Origin of the sequence: Streptomyces sp. 7N604 (genome assembly GCF_052245475.1) — a bacterium.
Lineage (GTDB): Bacteria > Actinomycetota > Actinomycetes > Streptomycetales > Streptomycetaceae > Streptomyces.
The window spans coordinates 192,117-209,354 of sequence record NZ_JBQQBX010000002.1 but is presented as its reverse complement, the minus strand read 5'-3'; the positions used below and the strand labels follow the sequence as shown (position 1 = coordinate 209,354).

General features: G+C 70.9%; 18 protein-coding genes and 2 pseudogenes. 8 read left to right on the top strand and 12 right to left on the bottom strand.

The features are described 5' to 3' along the window. Positions 1–26 precede the first annotated feature (26 nt). Complete coding sequence (locus ACTWP8_RS03125; protein ID WP_443315469.1) at positions 27–698, bottom strand: potassium channel family protein; 672 nt, start codon at positions 696–698, stop codon at positions 27–29. Then, positions 695–1,363, bottom strand: a complete 669-nt coding sequence (locus tag ACTWP8_RS03120; protein WP_443315468.1) for a potassium channel family protein — start codon at positions 1,361–1,363, stop codon at positions 695–697. Before ACTWP8_RS03120 ends, ACTWP8_RS03125 begins: the two co-directional genes overlap by 4 nt. 185 nt (positions 1,364–1,548) lie before the next feature. Here ACTWP8_RS03120 and ACTWP8_RS03115 point away from each other — a divergent pair, with 185 nt between their 5' ends. Then, positions 1,549–3,693, top strand: a complete 2,145-nt coding sequence (locus tag ACTWP8_RS03115) for an APC family permease (protein WP_443320601.1) — start codon at positions 1,549–1,551, stop codon at positions 3,691–3,693. Between the two features lie 136 nt (positions 3,694–3,829). Continuing rightward, positions 3,830–5,158, top strand: coding sequence for a class I SAM-dependent RNA methyltransferase (locus ACTWP8_RS03110; protein WP_443320600.1), 1,329 nt, complete (start codon positions 3,830–3,832; stop codon positions 5,156–5,158). A 93-nt stretch (positions 5,159–5,251) separates the two neighbouring features. On the opposite strand, the gene ACTWP8_RS03105 is transcribed toward ACTWP8_RS03110, so the two are convergent. Then, complete coding sequence (locus tag ACTWP8_RS03105) at positions 5,252–6,304, bottom strand: alcohol dehydrogenase catalytic domain-containing protein (protein ID WP_443320599.1); 1,053 nt, start codon at positions 6,302–6,304, stop codon at positions 5,252–5,254. A 138-nt stretch (positions 6,305–6,442) separates the two neighbouring features. Here ACTWP8_RS03105 and ACTWP8_RS03100 point away from each other — a divergent pair, with 138 nt between their 5' ends. Next, the gene (locus tag ACTWP8_RS03100) at positions 6,443–7,198 is read left to right on the top strand and encodes a TetR/AcrR family transcriptional regulator (protein ID WP_443320598.1); all 756 of its coding nucleotides are present in this window, start codon (positions 6,443–6,445) and stop codon (positions 7,196–7,198) included. On the opposite strand, the pseudogene ACTWP8_RS03095 reads toward ACTWP8_RS03100, so the two are convergent. The 7 genes and pseudogenes from ACTWP8_RS03095 to ACTWP8_RS03065 form a co-directional block, all read right to left on the bottom strand. Then, a pseudogene (locus ACTWP8_RS03095) lies at positions 7,195–7,482 on the bottom strand (aldo/keto reductase); the annotation flags it as partial. The gene ACTWP8_RS03100 and the pseudogene ACTWP8_RS03095 overlap by 4 nt on opposite strands. Continuing rightward, positions 7,425–7,598 carry a hypothetical protein gene (locus tag ACTWP8_RS03090; RefSeq protein ID WP_443320597.1) on the bottom strand — a complete coding sequence of 58 codons (174 nt, stop codon included), beginning with the start codon at positions 7,596–7,598 and terminating at the stop codon, positions 7,425–7,427. The pseudogene ACTWP8_RS03095 and the gene ACTWP8_RS03090, both read right to left, overlap by 58 nt. Before the next feature lie 29 nt (positions 7,599–7,627). Next, positions 7,628–9,316: a putative PEP-binding protein gene (locus ACTWP8_RS03085; RefSeq protein WP_443320596.1), complete on the bottom strand. Its 1,689-nt coding sequence runs from the start codon at positions 9,314–9,316 to the stop codon at positions 7,628–7,630. Then, the gene (dhaL, locus tag ACTWP8_RS03080; protein ID WP_443320595.1) at positions 9,313–9,954 is read right to left on the bottom strand and encodes a dihydroxyacetone kinase subunit DhaL; all 642 of its coding nucleotides are present in this window, start codon (positions 9,952–9,954) and stop codon (positions 9,313–9,315) included. The genes ACTWP8_RS03085 and dhaL overlap by 4 nt, the downstream gene beginning before the upstream one ends. Positions 9,955–10,085: 131 nt before the next feature. After that, positions 10,086–11,084 (bottom strand): dihydroxyacetone kinase subunit DhaK, encoded by a 999-nt coding sequence (gene dhaK, locus ACTWP8_RS03075; RefSeq protein WP_443320594.1) that lies wholly within the window; start codon positions 11,082–11,084, stop codon positions 10,086–10,088. Beyond that, positions 11,081–11,857: an MIP/aquaporin family protein gene (locus tag ACTWP8_RS03070; protein WP_443320593.1), complete on the bottom strand. Its 777-nt coding sequence runs from the start codon at positions 11,855–11,857 to the stop codon at positions 11,081–11,083. The genes dhaK and ACTWP8_RS03070 overlap by 4 nt, the downstream gene beginning before the upstream one ends. A gap of 345 nt (positions 11,858–12,202) precedes the next feature. After that, the gene (locus tag ACTWP8_RS03065) at positions 12,203–12,979 is read right to left on the bottom strand and encodes an IclR family transcriptional regulator (RefSeq protein WP_443320592.1); all 777 of its coding nucleotides are present in this window, start codon (positions 12,977–12,979) and stop codon (positions 12,203–12,205) included. A 61-nt stretch (positions 12,980–13,040) separates the two neighbouring features. Here ACTWP8_RS03065 and dhaM point away from each other — a divergent pair, with 61 nt between their 5' ends. The 4 genes and pseudogenes from dhaM (at position 13,041) to ACTWP8_RS03045 (ending at position 15,186) form a co-directional block, all read left to right on the top strand. Then, on the top strand, positions 13,041–13,433 hold the full coding sequence (dhaM, locus tag ACTWP8_RS03060) for a dihydroxyacetone kinase phosphoryl donor subunit DhaM (protein WP_443320591.1): 393 nt from the start codon (positions 13,041–13,043) through the stop codon (positions 13,431–13,433). Continuing rightward, complete coding sequence (locus ACTWP8_RS03055; protein ID WP_443320590.1) at positions 13,417–13,731, top strand: HPr family phosphocarrier protein; 315 nt, start codon at positions 13,417–13,419, stop codon at positions 13,729–13,731. Before dhaM ends, ACTWP8_RS03055 begins: the two co-directional genes overlap by 17 nt. A 6-nt stretch (positions 13,732–13,737) precedes the next feature. Then, positions 13,738–13,912, top strand: a pseudogene (locus ACTWP8_RS03050) (IS5 family transposase); the annotation flags it as partial. A gap of 446 nt (positions 13,913–14,358) precedes the next feature. Then, on the top strand, positions 14,359–15,186 hold the full coding sequence (locus ACTWP8_RS03045; RefSeq protein ID WP_443320589.1) for an alpha/beta fold hydrolase: 828 nt from the start codon (positions 14,359–14,361) through the stop codon (positions 15,184–15,186). Between the two features lie 49 nt (positions 15,187–15,235). Here the strand turns inward: ACTWP8_RS03045 and ACTWP8_RS03040 are convergent, their stop codons facing one another. Beyond that, positions 15,236–15,703: a hypothetical protein gene (locus ACTWP8_RS03040; RefSeq protein ID WP_443320588.1), complete on the bottom strand. Its 468-nt coding sequence runs from the start codon at positions 15,701–15,703 to the stop codon at positions 15,236–15,238. A gap of 130 nt (positions 15,704–15,833) precedes the next feature. Between ACTWP8_RS03040 and ACTWP8_RS03035 the strand changes: the two genes are divergently transcribed. After that, entirely contained in the window at positions 15,834–15,983 is a 150-nt protein-coding gene (locus tag ACTWP8_RS03035; protein WP_443320587.1) for a hypothetical protein, read from the top strand. A 94-nt stretch (positions 15,984–16,077) separates the two neighbouring features. On the opposite strand, the gene ACTWP8_RS03030 is transcribed toward ACTWP8_RS03035, so the two are convergent. Continuing rightward, positions 16,078–17,184, bottom strand: a complete 1,107-nt coding sequence (locus ACTWP8_RS03030) for an NAD(P)/FAD-dependent oxidoreductase (protein WP_443320586.1) — start codon at positions 17,182–17,184, stop codon at positions 16,078–16,080. Positions 17,185–17,238: the final 54 nt, after the last annotated feature.

Here is a 17,238-nt window from a genome sequence, read left to right as displayed (position 1 = left end):
GAGTTACCCAGTTCATGGACCGTGAATTACGGAACTTCCTGCCGCACCGAGAGCAGGTCCTCCAGCTGCTCCTCCCGCGCCTGCGCCGCCACGAACAGCAGCTCGTCCCCGGCCTCCAGCGAGTCCTCGCGGTTCGGCGTGAGCACCCGGTTGCCGCGGATGATCGTGACCAGCGAAGTGTCCTCGGGCCAGTCCACATCGCCGACCCGGGTCCCGGCCAGTGCCGACTCCGGCGGCAGGGTCAGCTCGACCAGGTTCGCGTCGCCATGGCTGAAGCGCAGCAGCCGTACGAGGTCGCCGACGCTCACCGCCTCCTCCACCAGCGCCGACATCAGGCGCGGCGTGGACACCGCGACGTCCACGCCCCAGGACTCGTTGAACAGCCACTCGTTCTTCGGGTTGTTCACCCGGGCCACGACACGCGGCACCCCGTACTCCGTCTTCGCCAGCAGCGAGACGACCAGGTTCACCTTGTCGTCACCCGTCGCCGCGATGACCACGTTGCAGCGCTGCAGCGCCGCCTCGTCCAGCGAGGTGATCTCGCAGGCGTCCGCAAGCAGCCACTCGGCCTGCGGCACCCGCTCGACCGAGATCGCGGTCGGCGCCTTGTCGACCAGCAGCACCTCGTGCCCGTTCTCCAGCAGCTCCCCGGCGATCGAGCGCCCCACGGCGCCCGCGCCCGCGATGGCGACTCTCATTGCTGCGCCTCCTCCGGGCCCTCGGCGAATGCCGCCTCGACCTTCTCGACCTCGTCGCTGCGCATCATCACGTGCACGAGGTCGCCTTCCTGCAGGACGGTCTGCGACGTCGGCAGCATCGCCTCGCCCAGCCGGGTGAGGAACGCGACGCGCACGCCGGTCTCCTCCTGCAGCTTGCTGATCTTCTCGCCGACCCAGGCCGGCGAGGCGTGCACCTCGGCGAGCTGTACGGCACCGCTCGGGTCGCGCCACAGCGGCTCGGCGCCGGACGGCAGCAGCCGCCGCAGCATCTGGTCGGCGGTCCACCGCACGGTGGCCACCGTGGGGATGCCGAGGCGCTGGTAGACCTCGGCGCGGCGCGGGTCGTAGATACGCGCCGCCACGTTCTCGACCCCGAACATCTCGCGGGCCACCCGGGCGGCGATGATGTTGGAGTTGTCGCCGCTGCTGACCGCGGCGAACGCACCGGCCTCCTCGATGCCCGCCTCGCGCAGAGTGTCCTGGTCGAAGCCGACGCCGGTGACCCGGCGGCCGCCGAATCCCGAGCCGAGGCGGCGGAAGGCCGTGGGGTCCTGGTCGACGACCGCGACCGTGTGCCCCTGCTGCTCGAGTGTCTGCGCCAGGGCAGATCCCACTCGGCCGCAACCCATGATCACGATGTGCATGAGGTCTCTACCCTGCACCTTCCCCTAGTGCCGTGACCTGCGCAAACACCGTCCATCATCCTTCCACGCCCCGGGGTAGGCAACTGTTCGTCCCAACCGTCGCCGGTAACGCTACCCGCGATCGCCGGAACTGCGCCCCATGGGCGGGTGGGCGACCGCGGGACCGAGCGCTTACGATCCTCAGCGTGTCCAAACTGACCGACCTGCCCAAACGGATTCTGATCGGCAGGGCTCTGCGCAGCACGCAGTTGGGGGAGACCCTTCTTCCCAAGCGGATCGCACTGCCCGTCTTCGCGTCCGACCCACTCTCGTCCGTGGCCTACGCGCCGGGCGAGGTGCTGCTCGTCCTCTCCGTCGCGGGTGTGTCGGCGTACAGCTTCAGCCCGTGGATCGCCGTCGCCGTCGTCGTCCTGATGTTCACGGTCGTCGCCTCGTACCGGCAGAACGTGCGGGCGTACCCGAGCGGGGGCGGCGACTACGAGGTCGCCACCACCAACCTCGGCCCCAAGGCCGGGCTGACCGTCGCCAGCGCGCTGCTGGTCGACTACGTCCTGACCGTCGCCGTGTCGATCGCCTCGGGCGTGGAGAACCTCGGCTCCGCGATCCCGTTCGTCGTCGAGAACAAGGTGCCGTGCGCGATCGGCATCATCGTGCTGCTGACGCTGATGAACCTGCGCGGGGTCAGGGAGTCCGGGAAGCTCTTCGCGATCCCCACCTATGTCTTCGTCGCGAGCGTCTTCGCCATGATCGCCTGGGGCGTGTACCGCGGTCTCGTCCTCGGCGACGACATGAACGCCCCCACCGCGGGCTTCGAGATCAAGGCCGAGCACACCGGGCTCGCCGGCTTCGCCCTCGTCTTCCTGCTGCTGCGCGCCTTCTCCTCCGGCTGTGCCGCGCTCACCGGCGTCGAGGCGATCAGCAACGGCGTGCCCGCCTTCCGCAAGCCCAAGAGCCGGAACGCGGCCACGACGCTGCTGCTCATGGGCGGTCTCGCGGTCACCATGTTCTGCGGCATCATCGGCCTGGCCATGGCGACCGACGTCAAGATGTCCGAGAACCCGGCGCAGGACCTGCTGAACAACGGCAGCCCGGTCGGCTCCGGCTACGTCCAGAACCCGGTCATCTCGCAGGTCGCGGCCGCGGTCTTCGGCGACGGCACGTTCTTCTTCATCCTGCTCGCCGCTGCCACCGCGCTGGTGCTGTTCCTGGCGGCCAACACCGCGTACAACGGCTTCCCGCTGCTCGGCTCGATCCTCGCCCAGGACCGCTACCTGCCGCGCCAGCTGCACACCCGCGGCGACCGGCTCGCCTTCTCCAACGGCATCGTGCTGCTGGCCGCCGCGGCCGTGCTGCTCGTCTGGGTCTACGGCGCCGACTCGACCAAGCTGATCCAGCTCTACATCGTCGGCGTGTTCGTGTCCTTCACGCTCAGCCAGACCGGCATGGTGCGGCACTGGAACCGGCACCTGCTGACCGAGACCGACCGCGCCAGGCGCCGTCACATGATCCGCTCCCGCGCGATCAACGCGTTCGGCGCCTTCTTCACCGGCCTGGTGCTGGTCGTGGTGCTGGTCACCAAGTTCAGCCACGGCGCGTGGGTCGCTCTGCTCGGCATGGTCATCTTCTACGTCACCATGACCGCGATCCGGCGCCACTACGACCGGGTCACGGAGGAGATCGCCGCGCCCGACGAGCCCGGCGACGAGGCCGTGCGCCCGTCCCGCGTGCACTCCATCGTCCTGGTGTCCAAGGTGCACCGGCCGACGCTGCGCGCCCTCGCGTACGCGAAGCTGATGCGCTCGGGGCAGCTGGAGGCGCTCACCATCAACGTCGATGCGGTCGAGACGAAGGCGCTTCAGGAGGAGTGGGAGCGGCGCGCGATCGACGTGCCGCTGAAGGTCCTCGACTCGCCGTACCGCGAGGTCACCCGGCCGGTGATCGACTATGTGAAGCGGCTGCGGCGGGAGAGCCCGCGGGATGTGGTCAGCGTCTACATCCCCGAGTACGTGGTCGGCCACTGGTACGAGCACCTGCTGCACAACCAGAGCGCCCTGCGCCTCAAGGGGCGGCTGCTGTTCACGCCGGGCGTCATGGTGACCTCGGTGCCGTACCAGCTGGAGTCCTCCGAACTGGCCAAGCAGCGGGCGCGCAAGCGGGAGGCGTGGAACGCGCCGGGGTCGGTGCGGCGCGGTCCTGTGGGTCCGCCCGCGCAGCGGGACAAGGCGGCGTCCGGAGGCACGTCGGGGTCTGGAGGCACGTCGGGGTCCGGGGGCACGTCGGGGTCCGGAGGCACGTCGGGGTCCGGGGGCAGGGCGGGCGCCCGGAAGTAGCGGGCCCGTCCGGAAGCGGGGCGGGGCGGCCCCGGACCGTGGGGGCGGCCCGGGGACGTAGACTGGACGGCTGCTGTCCGGGCCGCCGCCGTGCGCCCCGGTCCCCGTATCCCACCAGCTCAGGAGCGCCTCCGCCGTGTCCACAGATTCCACCGCGTCGCTGGTCGGCGAGGAGTACGAGGTCGAGGTCGGGCCCGTCGCGCACGGCGGGCACTGCATCGCCCGTACGCCCGGGGGCCGGGTGCTCTTCGTCCGGCACACGCTGCCCGGCGAGCGGGTCGTCGCGCGCGTCACCGAGGGCCGGGAGGACTCCCGCTTCCTGCGCGCGGACGCGGTCGAGGTGCTGGAGGCGTCGCCGGACCGGGTCGAGGCGCCGTGCCCCTTCGCCGGACCCGGCAAGTGCGGCGGCTGCGACTGGCAGCACGCGGCGCCGGGCGCTCAGCGCCGCCTCAAGGTCTCGGTCATCACCGAACAGCTGAGCCGGCTCGCCGGGCTCACCCCGGAGGAGGCGGGCTGGGACAGCACGGTCGAGCCCGCGCCCGGCGACAAGGTCGCCAAGGGCGAAGTCCCGGCGTGGCGCACGCGCGTGCAGTACGCGGTGGACGACGAGGGGCACGCGGGCCTGCGCAAGCACCGCTCGCACGAGGTGCAGCCGATCGACCACTGCCTGATCGCGGCGCCCGGGGTCAGCGAACTGGGCGTCGAGAAGCGGGAGTGGCCGCAGATCGCGGCGATCGAGGCCATCGCCGCCACCGGCTCACACGACCGCCAGGTCATCCTCACCCCCAGGCCGGGCGGGCGGCTGCCGATCGTCGAGCTGGACAGGCCGGTCTCGGTGATGCGGGTCGACGAGAAGACGGGGGGCGTGCACCGCGTGCACGGGCGCCCGTTCGTACGGGAACGCGCCATCGACCGCACCTGGCGGGTCGGCTCCGGCGGCTTCTGGCAGGTCCATCCGATGGCAGCCGGACTGCTCGTCGAGGCCGTGATGCAGGGGCTGATGCCGCGCAAGGGCGACATGGCTCTGGATCTGTACTGCGGCGTCGGGCTGTTCGCGGGCGCGCTCGCCGAACGGGTCGGTGAGAAGGGCGCGGTGCTCGGCATCGAGTCCGGCAAGCGCGCGGTCGAGGACGCCCGGCACAACCTGGCCGACCTGGACCGGGTCCGCATCGAACAGGGCAAGGTCGAACAGGTCCTGCCGCGCACGGGCATCACCGAGGCGGACCTGATCGTCCTGGATCCTCCGCGGGCGGGCGCGGGCCGGCAGACCGTCACCCACCTCGCGGGCCTGGGCGCGCGCCGGATCGCGTACGTGGCCTGCGACCCGGCGGCGCTCGCCCGCGACCTGACGTACTTCCACGCCGCGGGCTATGTCCCGCGCAGGCTGCGGGCGTTCGACCTCTTCCCGATGACGCATCACGTGGAGTGCGTGGTGATTCTGGAGCGGGCGGCAAAGGACCTTTGACCCCCCGCGCTTCCCGGCGTGTGACCGGCGGTCGGGGGTGTGGTCCTGCCGCCGGCACGGAGGTGCGTGACGCGGCGGCAGCACCGAGGTGGATCAGCGGGCAGGGTCGAGAAGGACCTTGCGGACACCGTCGGAGCGGCTGTCGAAGAGTTCGTACGCCGCGGGGCCCTCGGAGAGGGCGAAGCGGTGGGAGACCACGACCTCCGGCGTGATCCGTCCGGCCTGGGCGAGGGCGATCAGGGCGGGGAGTTCGTAGTGGATCGAGCACAGTCCGATGGCGAACTCCAGCTCCTTGATCTGGGCCAGTCCCATGTGGAACGGAAACGCCTTGTTCTGGCTGACCCCGATGACGCTGACCCGGCCGGCCTGCCGGACGGCTTTGAGGGCGAGCTGGATGGTGGCGTCCGAGCCCACAGCCTCTACCACGGCGTCCGGTCCGCGTCCCGCGGTCATCTCCCGTACGGCCGTCCGTGCGTCCTCGCCCTCGACCGGCTCGACGCCCAGGGTGGCGGCGAAGGCGCGGCGCTCCGCGACCAGGTCCGCGCCCAGCACACGGGCGGCGCCCATGGCGAAGGCGGATTGCGCGGCCATGAGGCCGACCGGCCCGAGGCCGATGACCAGGACCGTTTCGCCGGGCCGGATGCGGGCGCGGCGGCAGCCGTACCAGGCCGTAGGGGCGTTGTCCGTCAGGACGACGGCGGCCTCGTCGGAGATGCCCTCGGGCAGGCGCACCAGGTTGACCTCGGCGTGGGGCACCGCCAGAGCCTGGGCCTGACTGCCCTGGAGTTGCGGGCTCACTCCGTAGCAGAGGTCCGTCGAGGAGCGGGCGCGCTCGCACCTTGCGGTGAGCCCGGTCGCGCAGGTTTTGCACAGGGTGCAGCCGGCCGAGGCGGGAACCAGGACCCGGTCGCCGGGCTTGAAGCTGGTGACCTGGTCGCCGGTGTCGACGACCACGCCGACGCACTCGTGTCCCGGCGTGTAGCCCAGCTCCGGGCTGAAGGGGTTGCCGCCGTAGATGTGCAGATCGCTGCCGCAGATACCGGCCGTGGTGACCTGGACGACCGCGTCGGTGGGGCTGGTGACGGCCGGGTCGGGAACGTCCCCGTAGCGGATGTCGTGGCGGCCGTGGAAAGTCAGTGCCTTCACTGGACTCCTCCATCCATACGCAGGGTGGCGCCGGTGGCATCGATCCGGTCGAGTCGCCGCTGGAAGTCGGGGTCGGTCTCGAAGTCCAAGGACATGGATGGGCTCCCACGCGCATCAAGGTTCTTGAATTAACATTTAATGCGACCGTATCACTCGCGCATGACGACGCTACGATGGGCATCCGTGACAGCACATGAGACGCCCGAACCGGCCACGCCGCCCGGGAGCCGGACCCGTGACACCCGTGGCACACTCATCCGCGCCGCCGAGCAGCTGTTCGCGGTGAAGGGCGTCGACGGTGTCTCGCTCAGCGAGATCAAACGGGCCGCCGGCCAGCGCAACGCGATGGCCCTGCAGTACCACTTCGGCGACCGGGCGGGTCTGCTGCGGGCCGTACTCGACAAGCACCTCCCGGCGGTGGACGCCCGCCGGGAGGTGCTGCTGCAGCAGTGCGAGGACAGCGGCACCGTCGATCTTCGCTCCCTCGCCGCCGCCTTGGTGCTGCCGGCCGCCGCGAAACTCTCCGATCCCGACGGCGGCCGCGCGTTCCTGCAGATCGTGGCCGAACTGCTCAACCGGCCCGAACCCCGGGTTGAGCTCGTCGTGCCGAACGAGGGGTCGAGCATCTACGCCTGGCGGCGCCTGGTGGAGCCTTTGCTGACTCCCGAGTCGACCACAGTGCTCCACACCCGCTTCACCGCCCTGCGCTTCTGCCACGCCGAACTCGCCGCCCGTGCCGCCGCCCGCCCTCGCAGGGACGACCGGCTGTTCACGAGCCGGCTGGTCGATCTGGTCACCGCACTGCTGGCCGCACCGGTGTCCGAGCAGACCGCACGACTGCTGCGCGAGCGAGACCTGAAGGACCCGACCGGTCAGCAGGCCCCGGCTCGCTGACCGGGGTCGAGGTGGAGATCCGCCGCCGTGACATCGCTGGCGAGTTGCTCGACCGTGGCCGCTCCGGAAAGGACGATGTCCGCCCAGGGCTGCGCGGCGACGGCCGCCAGTGCTACGGCATCGCACGAGACGTCCGCCTCCTGCGCGATCTCGCGCAGCGCGGTCGTATCCGGCCCTGTGGCGTGGCGATCCGCCAGGCGGCCGTTGGCCATGGCCTCTTTGACGATCACTGTGCGCCCGGTGGCGTGCGCCTCGGCGAGCGCCCGGCCCGCCGACGGTTCCAGCGGTCGGCGGGCACGTCCGCGTCGCGGCCCAGATCGATGTAGCCGGGACGCCCGGCGGCGGCCAGGCCCAGGCCGGAGCGTGAGACCGGCGAGGCGGTAGGGCGTTCAGGGGGCATGCGAGGTGTCCTCCGGGCTCCGATACGCGTCATGGCAGCGACAGTTGGCAGTGCTGTTGTACGAGTTGCCATACATCCTCGGGGGTTTCGAGGGTGAGGGCGGTGGCTGCCGTGGAAGCGCAGGTGTCGTGGCGGAGTCGGCGGATGCGGGCGCGCACTTCGTCGAGGGCGGCCGGGGCTACGGAAAGGCTGTCGCAGCCGAGGCCGATGAGGAGAGGGGTGACGAAGGGGTGTGCGGCGGCGTCGCCGCAGACGGAGACCTGGCGGTTGTGGCGGTGTGCAGCGTTCACGACCCGGGCCATGGCGTCGAGTACGGCGGGGTGCGCGGCCATGGCGGGGGTTGCGGCGGGGTCGCGCCGGTCCAGGCCCAGGATCTGGCAGGTCAGGTCGTTGCTGCCGATGGAGAGGAAGGACGCCTCGCCGGCGAGGTCGTCGACCGCGGCGACGGCTTCGGGGAGTTCGACCATGATGCCCAGGGGCGGGGGAGGAACACCGGCTTCGGCAGCCGCGGCACGGAGGAGGCGTCGGCAGGCGCGGAGTTCGTCGACGCTCGCGACCATGGGGATCATGATGCGCAGGTCGGTGTCGGCGCCGGCGCGGAGCATGCTGCGGAACTGGTCGGCGAAGGCGTCGGGTTGGGCCAGCATGAGCGGCAGGCCACGGCCGAGGCGCCCGTCTTGGCGGCCCTTGGCGAGGAAGGGCGGGAGTTTGTCGTCGGCGAAGTCCAGGGTGCGGGCGATGACGGTCTGTCCGGTGAGCGCGCGCAGGACGGGGACGAGGGCGGTGGCGTGCTGGTTGCGGGTGGGCCAGGCGGGGTGGTTGAGGAAGGGTAGTTCGGTGCGGAGCAGGCCGACGCCTTCGGCGTTGGCCGCGAGGGCTGCGCGGGCTTCGGCCGGGGTGGCCACGTTGGCCCGGAGCACCATGGGGTGGTGGTCGAGGGTGTGGGCGGGCAGGTGGCGCTCTTCGGCGAGCGCGAGCCTGCGGGTGCGGGCGGCATCCATGGCGTGGATCGCGGTTGCGCGTTCGTCGTCGTCGGGGTGGGCGACCGCAGCGGCCCGGTCGGTGTCGAGCAGGATCTCCTGACCGTCCGGCAGGTCGAGCAGCTGGGGGTCGACGGCCAGGAGGAGGGGGATGCCCTGTGAGCGGGCGACGATCGCGGCGTGGGAGTTCGGGCCGCCGGTGACGGAGACGGCGGCGGTGACCGTCTGGCCGGGCTCCAGCAGGTCTGCCGCGCCGATCTCGTGGGCGACCAGTACGAGGGGCTGGTCGGGTGCGGGGCCGGTGTCGCCGTGCAAGTGAGCCAGGACGCGGCGGCCGACCTGCCGTACGTCGGCGGCGCGTTCGGCCAGGGTCGGGTCGTCCAGGGCAGCGATGACTCCGGCATAGGTGTCGACGGCCTGCCGGACGGCGACAGGCACCGGCTGCCCTTGGTGCGCTCGCTTGATCGCCTGGTCGCGCAGATCGTGGTCCTGCGCGATGTAGCTGTTGACCTCCATGATGTCGGCCTGTTCGTCTTTGCCCTGTTCACGCAGCGAGGCGGACAGGTCGAGCAGGCGGGTGGCGATGGCGTCGAAGGCGTCGGTGATCTGCTGTGCGGGGTCGCCGCTGGTGCGCTGGGGGAGCGCTGTTCTCACGGGCGGGCGGTCGGTGCGGTGGATGAAGCCCAGGGCTATGCCGGGTGCGGCGGTACGCCCGGTGTAGGTGCGGCGGTAGGTCATCTGGCCCCCACCGTCTCGGCGAGGGCACGGAAGACCAGGGCGGTGGAGGTGGCGCCAGGGTCCTGGTGGCCGATGCTACGGGCACCGAGGTAGGAGGCTCGGCCCTTGCGCGCCTGCAGGGGGGTGGTCGCGCGCATGCCGTCCTCAGCGGCGTCGGCGGCGGCCAGGGCCGCGGCGGCCAAGTCGCCTCCGGCACCGGCCTGCTGCTGGAAGGCGGCCAGCGCGGGGGCGTAGGCGTCGATCATGGTCTTGTCGCCGGGTGCGGCCGCGCCGAGCTTCTGGATGCTCTCCAGGCCGGCGGCGAGTGCCGCGGCGAACCGCTGTGTGTCGGTGGTGGGGGTGTCCAGGGCCTTGCCCATGGCGCGGAAGGCACCGCCGTAGAGCGGGCCGGAGGCGCCCCCGACGCTGGAGATGAGCGTGGTGCCCGTCTTGACCAGCACCGCCCCGACGGTGTCCGGTGCGAAGTCGGCGAGGGCCGTGGTGGCGGCGGAGAAGCCGCGGTGCATGTTGGTGCCGTGGTCGGCGTCGCCGATGGCCGAGTCGAGCTGGGTGAGGTGGTCCTTGTGCTTGTCCACGGCGGCGGCAATGGCCTGCACCCAGGTGCGGGCGAGGTCGATGTCCACGGTGTCTCCGTTCATGGTCGGTGCATGGCCGGTTCACGGTTGGATGAGCCGGGGGCGGGGGCGAATCCGCAGGGCCTGCCGGGAAAGCGGCGCGGGAAGGGCCCGGTCGTCCCTCACGTAGGCGCGGCCCCGCCCCCGGCTCGGTTTCAGGTACCCCAGCGCAGGGCCGGGGTGTTCACGGGTGCGTCCCACAGGGGGAGCATTTCGGCATCGGCCTTGCACACGGTGACGGAAACACCGGCCATGTCCAGGCTGGTCACGTAGTTCCCCACGAGGTTGCGGGCTATGACCACGCCCTTGTCCGCGAGTGCGGCCGCTACCTCGTTGAAGACCACATACAGCTCGATGAGCGGCGTACCGCCCAGGCCGTTGACCATGACGATGGTCTCGTCCCCTGCGGTGAGGGGCTGGTCGGCCAGGATCGCGTCCAGGGCGGTGGCCACGATCTCCTTGGCCGGGCGGAACTTCTCGCGTCGGCGGCCGGGCTCGCCGTGGATGCCGACGCCGACCTCCATCTCATCCTCGGGCAGGTCGAAGCCCGGCTTGCCCGAAGCGGGGGTGGTGCAGGCGGTCAGCGCCACGGCGAAGGACCGGGAGGCGGCGTTGACCCGCTTGCCCATCTCCGCCACCGCGGCGAGGTCGGCGCCCTCCTCGGCGAGAGCGCCGGCGATCTTCTCGACGAAGACGGTGGCGCCGGTGCCCCGGCGGCCCGCGGTCCAGGTGGAGTCCTGGACGGCGACATCGTCGTCGACCAGCACGGTCTCCACCGCGATGTCCTCCTCGGTCGCCAGTTCTGCGGCCATCCGGAAGTTGAGGACGTCGCCGGTGTAGTTCTTCACGATGAACAGCACGCCCGCGCCGCCGTCGACGGCCTGTGCGGCGGCCAGCATCTGGCCGGGGACGGGAGAGGTGAACACCTCCCCGGGACAGGCGGCGTCCAGCATGCCGCGTCCCACGAAGCCGCCGTGCAGCGGCTCGTGTCCGGAGCCGCCGCCGGATATGAGGGCCACCTTGCCCGGGCGGGTGCCGCCCGCGCGGGCGATCACCTTGGTCTCCGCGTCGACCTTCAGATCCCGGTGGGCGGCGGCGATACCGGCCAGGGCCTCGTCCAGCATCGTCTCGGGAGCGTTGATGAGCTTCTTCACGACAGGGCTCCTTCGGCAGCGGCGGGTTCAACGACCCGGTTCCCGGCTGCGGTTGCGGCGGCTGCTTTGCGGTGGGCGTTGAGAGCGGTGCAGAGGACGCCGGCGGCGACCGCGCCGATCACCTCGGCGGCCAGGTAGACAGGCAGTTGGTCCCAGTGGACCGTGCCGCCGAAAAGCTCGCCGGTGAGCATCGGGCCGAGCGTCCTGGCCGGGTTGATGGACGCCCCGGTGGCGGGCGCCACCGGAATGATGATCGCGAACACACCCAGGCCGATGGCCAGGCCGGCGAAGCCGCCGGCCGCGCGCCGGTCGATGGCCCCGAAGACGACGAACGCGAGGATGAACGTGCCCACCGCCTCGGCGAAGAAGGCCTGCCCGGCGCCGACGCCGGTGCCGTAGGCGGCGATACCGAGGCCGACGTCGACCGCCTTCTTCCCCAGCACTCCGACGATCGCAAGCGCTCCCAGCACCGCCCCGGCCAGCTGGGCCGCGATGTAGCCGGGGACGTCCCGCCAGGGCATCTTCTTCGTGGCGGCCAGCGCAAGGGTGATGGCCGGGTTGATCTGGCAGCCGGAGACATGGCCGATCGCGTAGACCATGGCGATGACGGCGGTGGCGAAGGCGAGCGAGATCATTCCCAGCTGCGCCATGGTGAACGGGGCGTCGCCGCCGAGGATGAGCGTGGCGGGGACCGAGCCGACGCCGATGAACACGAGCACCGCGGTGCCCAGCATCTCGGCGAGAAGCTTCTGTGGATAGGCGTTTTCTTCCATGGACGGCGCCCAGCGCGGAGCGGCGGCTTGGGCGTCTCACCTCCTCCGCGTGGAGCGGGCTGTGAAGGGAGGTGGCTGCCAGGTGGTCAGGGGTCGGGCAACCTGGCGGCCGGCTCAGGGGGCCGGATAGCTCGCATCTTCCGGCAAGGTGTTCACTATGGATGAACGTTGTTCCGGAAGTTAGGCCCGCGTTTCACCCCTGTCAAGAGGTTCGGCGACGATCGGGCGCTGCGGAGACTGGGGAAGGTCCCATCGGCGGGTGCCGACGGGCCTGGGTAAAGGGGCAGGGTGCCGGAACGGCGGACGCCGTTGCCGGGGCTGCGCGCGGGGTGCGGGGTGGGCGGATCAGGTGCTGGCGATGCGGGCGGCACCGCGGGGGGCGCCCAGGTCGCGCGAGAGGTTGCGGGCGGTCTCCCGGACAGCGACTGCGAGCTCCTGACGTGCTGATTCGGCGAGCAAGCGCTCAACAGGGCCGACGATGCCGATGGCGCCGACCACGTCGCCGGAGCGGTCGAAGACCGGGGATGCGATGCCCGCGTCCCCGATGGCGGACTCCTGGTCCTCGATCGCATAACCCGTACGGAGAATCTCCTTCAGCTGGCCGGCCAGCTCCTCCGGGTCGGTGATGCTGGCGCCGGTGAGCACGGCCGGCTCGCCCGCGAGCAGCCGCTCGCGCTCAGCGGCCGGAAGCGACGCCACGATGGCCTTGCCCAGCGCGCAGGTGCTCCACGGGATGCTCGCACCCACCTCGAGGATCTGCACCGCCCCCTCCGGCCGGAAGGCGTGGTGCACCACCAGTACGTGGTCGCCGGTGGGCACGGCCACCCACACCGCCTCGTTCGCCCGCGTGGCGAGCTGGTCCGCCCAGGTCAGCGAGCGGGTCCGCAGCTCCTGGGTGTCCAGGTAGGCGTTGCCCAACTGCACCAGGTCCGGCCCGAGCTGGTACTTCGAGCTGTCCCGGTCCTGTACCACGAGACCCTCGGCCTCCAGCGTGCGCAGCAGTGCATGGACGGTGGGTTTGGCCACGCCCAGGCGGTCGGCCAGCTCGGTCACACCCAGCCGGGGCCCAGTGGATGCGAGCTCCCGCAAGATCTGCACCGCCCGCTGTACCGCCTGCACCATCGAAAATTTCTCCTTGGTTCAGTATTGATGAACAGCGTTCTGAGATTTAACGTAACTGTTCATGAGCGCACCTGTCGGCATCGTACTCGTGTCCCACAGCGCCGAGCTCGCCGCAGGCCTTCGCCTGCTGGTGGAGCAGATCGGCTCCGACACAGTCCCTCTCGCCACCGCCGGAGGAACCGACGACGGCCGGATCGGCACCAGCTACGACCTCGTCCTCGCCGCCATCCGGCACGCCGACCGCGGAGCCGGCGTCGTCGTCCTTCCCGACCTCGGCAGCTCCGTGCTGACCGCCCGCACCGTCCTGGAAGACCATCCCCGCACCGACGTCACCATCATCGACGCACCCTTCGTCGAAGGAGCCGTCGCAGCCGTCGTCACCGCCGCATCCGGCGCCGACCTGAACACCGTCGCCAAAGCCGCCAAGGAGGCCCGCAATGTCCTCAAGCTCTGAGTCCAGCGCCACGACCACGACCACGGTGAACCACGAAGTCACGGTGAACCACGAAGTCGCCGTCATCCTGCCCGCCCATCTGCACGCCCGCCCGGCAGGCCAACTCGCCCGCGCGGCAGCCGGATACACCAGCGCGATACAGCTGGAATACGCGGGCAGGACCGTCAACCCCACCGGCGTCCTCTCCGTGATGGGCCTGGGAGCAACCGCCGGCGCCACCGTGACCGTCCGCGCCGAAGGCCCCGACGCCGACGAGGCCGTCGCCGCGCTGGCCGGCATCCTCGCCACCGCCGAATAACCCGGCCCTGTCCTTTCCGCCTGGCGTGCCGAGCGCCGCGGCCGCGGGCCTGCCGCCCGACTACCCGCCTTGGCCCACCGTGTACGCGTACTTCGCCCGGTGGGAGAAGGAAGGCATCCTCGCCCAGCTCAACAGTCCACTCCGGCGCCAAGTGCGTGAGCGTGCGGAGGCCGAGCCGAGCACCAGGCCACACCCCTTCCTTCCTGTGAGATGCGGATTCCTGCCGCGGAGCCCGTGATGATCAGGTGTTCGCCGGGTCACAGCCCTGCTCCGAGCCCGCCCGCGAGCAGCACCAACGCTGCGCGGGTGCGGACTCCCGTCGTCTGTTTCCCGGCGCGTGCGCCAGGAGGGGTCCTTCAGCGTCGGCATCCCGACCGCGTGTATCGCTCGGCGACATCGGGAGTGAATGTTTCCGATCCCCGGTTCTGAGTAGCCTTGGGCTTTGCGCTGGCGTGGTGTCCGAGGACACTGGACGGGCCGGGGGAGAGGCAATGTCGGGCTTGTGGCGTCCGGCTGAGGTCGGTGATGCGGCTCGCGGACTCGGTCAACTGGTGGGCCCCGGCGCCCCTGTGGTGCTGGCACGCTCGCCACGGTTTCACCGAATGACATCCAGGAGAGGACGCACGCGTGCCCGACGAGTACGCAGACCACCGCCGCACCGTGGGCGGTATCAGCCTCACCGATGTAGGCGAGGGGCCGGTGACGCTGTTCGTGCACGGCGTCTTCACCAACGGGCGGCTGTGGCGCAACGCCGTCCGCCTGCTCTCCGACCGCCGCCGTTGCATCTGCGTCGACCTCCCTGGCCACGGGCACACCCCGCCGATGGGGGAGCCGTCGGTGTGGGGGCTCGCGGACGCAGTGGACACGGTGATCCGGGAGCTGGACCTGCGTGAGGTCCACCTGGTCGGCAACGACACCGGCGGTGCGGTCGCGCAGGTGGTGCTCGCGCGAAACGTCGACCGGTTCGCGTCCTTCACACTGACTAACTGCGACACCGAGGGCAACTTCCCACCGCCGATGTTCAAACCGGCCGTGTGGGCGGCCAAGGTCCGGCTGCTGCGGGCAGCGGGTCCGGTCGCCCGCGTCCCTTTCCTTGCCAAGCAGCTCTACCGCACCGGGTACCAGAAGCCCATGTCCCTCCCGGACGACGTGGTCACCGACTACGTCCGGCCGATCTTCGGCAACCGTGCGGGGACCCTGTTCATGGAGCGGCTGCTGGCGTCCATGGCGCCGGACCAGCTCTCCGATATCCGAGAACAGCTCAGCGCGTGCGAGGTCCCTACGCTGCTCGTGTGGGGCACCGGTGACTTCTTCTTCAAGCTTGAGTGGGCGCGTTGGCTGCAGCGCCTGATCCCGGGTGCTACCGACATCGTCGAGGTGCCCGGCGGTCGTCTGTTCTATGTGGACGAACGAGCCGAGGAACTCGTCGCAGCGCTGGAGAACCACTGGAAGTGAAGGCCTTGGAACGTGGGACGACCACGGCTTGGCGTCAGCCGCGGGAATGTCAGGTGAGTGCGCCGACGCGGGTGGCGAAGGACCGCGCGCCGGGCAGGGCGCGGTCATGCCGCATCAGGCCGACGGCCATGGTCCGTACGGAGTTGCGGCGGACTTCCTGTGGTGCGGCCTGCTCGGCGGCCAGCAGCGCGCGGTAGCACCGCTCGGGCTTGCCCCACTGGTCGAAGGCTCGGGCGACGTCGATCCAGTAGCGGGCCTGCCGCTCGGTGGTGGGAAGGGTCGCGACGGCGACGCGCCGGGCATGCTCGATGGCCTGCCCGGCATCGCCGAGCAGGTGACTGATCGAGATCTGATGAAGGAGGACCTGGCTGGGCCCGAAGATCGTTCCGCGCAGCAGTTCGTCGTGACCGAGCTGACCGGCCGTGGCCTGCGCCTCGGCGATCAGTTCGTGAGCGGTGTGCCTATCGCCCATCTTGGCAGCGGTGTAGGCAGCCGTGGCAAGCAGGTTCCCCTGCACAGACAGCCGCTCCGTCTCGTTCGTGGTGCGGTCGGCGGCCAACTGTCGGCATCAACCGCACCATGTCCGGGCCGACGCCCACCTGTCCGCAAACCTGACGGTTGCAGCCATCAGCATGTGGAGCGACCACATGACCAAGCCCGAACGGGAGATCATCATGCGCACTCCAGACGGGCTCTACCGATGCGGGACATCACAGTTCGGCGGACTCATCGGCGACCGCTGCCAGACCGGAAACAGCATCGGCCTCGGCCCCGGCCTCGCGCTCGGCCGCAACTGACAAATCGCTGTGCCCAGCACTGCTCCTAAGCTGTGCCAGCACCGTCACCACGCTGGTGTTCAGCCAGGTCAGTGAGTTATGCGAACCACCCCCGTCACGGCTCGCAGGCCCCACCGCGGAGCGGCTCGGCCGAGCGGTGCCCGGGTTGGAGCACGGTCTCGATGCCGTGGCGGCGTTCGGCGACGACGCGCTCGCAGTTGGCGGCCTCCGCGGCCGGGCCGAAGGCCTGCTGGGCCTGAGCAGCCGCGCGGCGGGCCACCGCCGCCACGAGGTCGGCGGCCACGAGGTCGGCGTTGATCGCTACCGCGGCCTGTACTCCGGAGGCTGCGGCCACCGCGACGCCGGCCATGAGGTCGGTGACGTTGCCCGCCACCCACACCCCCGCGACTCCGGTGAACCCGCTCGCGTCCGACTCCACGTAACTGCCCACGCCCAGGGGGTGTTCGACGGTCGTCAGGCCGAGACCCGCGAGCACCTCACCGCGCGCTTCGAAGCGCGGCCCGACGGCCAGCGCCCGCACCGGGACACGCGCACCCGACGCCAGCCGTACCCCGGAGAGGTGGTCGTCGTCGATGTCGAGACCGACCACCTCTCCGGCGACCAGGGCGATGCCGCGTGCGGCCAGCTGCTCCCGCTGTTCCTCGGTCAGGCCGCCCGCGGTGTGCAGGAACACGGTCACGTCCGGCGACCACTGCCGGAACAGCAGTGCCTGGTGCACCGCCCCCGGGCCGGTCGCCAGCACACCGATCGGCGCGTCGCGCACCTCCCAGCCGTGGCAGTACGGGCAGTGCAGTACGTCACGGCCCCACCGGTCACGTACACCCGGGACCTCGGGGAGTTCGTCGACCAGCCCCGTGGTCACCAGCAGGCGCCGCGCGTGGTAGCTCCGGCCGCTGGCGGTGTCCACGACGAGGCGTTCGCCGGTGCGGCGGGCGCTGGTGACGAAGTCCGACACGATCCGCCCGCCGTAACCGGCGACCTCCTCCCTGCCGGCCCGCAACAGCTCGCCCGGCGCGAGGCCGTCCCGGGACAGGAACCCGTGAACCCCGGAAGCGGGAGCGTTGCGCGGCTCCCCGGAGTCGACCACCAGCACCGAACGCCGGGCCCTGGCCAGAGTCAGGGCGGCCGACAGCCCGGCCGCGCCGCCTCCGACCACCACGACGTCCAGTTCAGCGATGTCCCGCTTGTCCATCTCAGTCATGCCGACACGCTGCGCGCCCGCAGGCTGGGATGGCAATCTTCGTTGCCGTTTCAG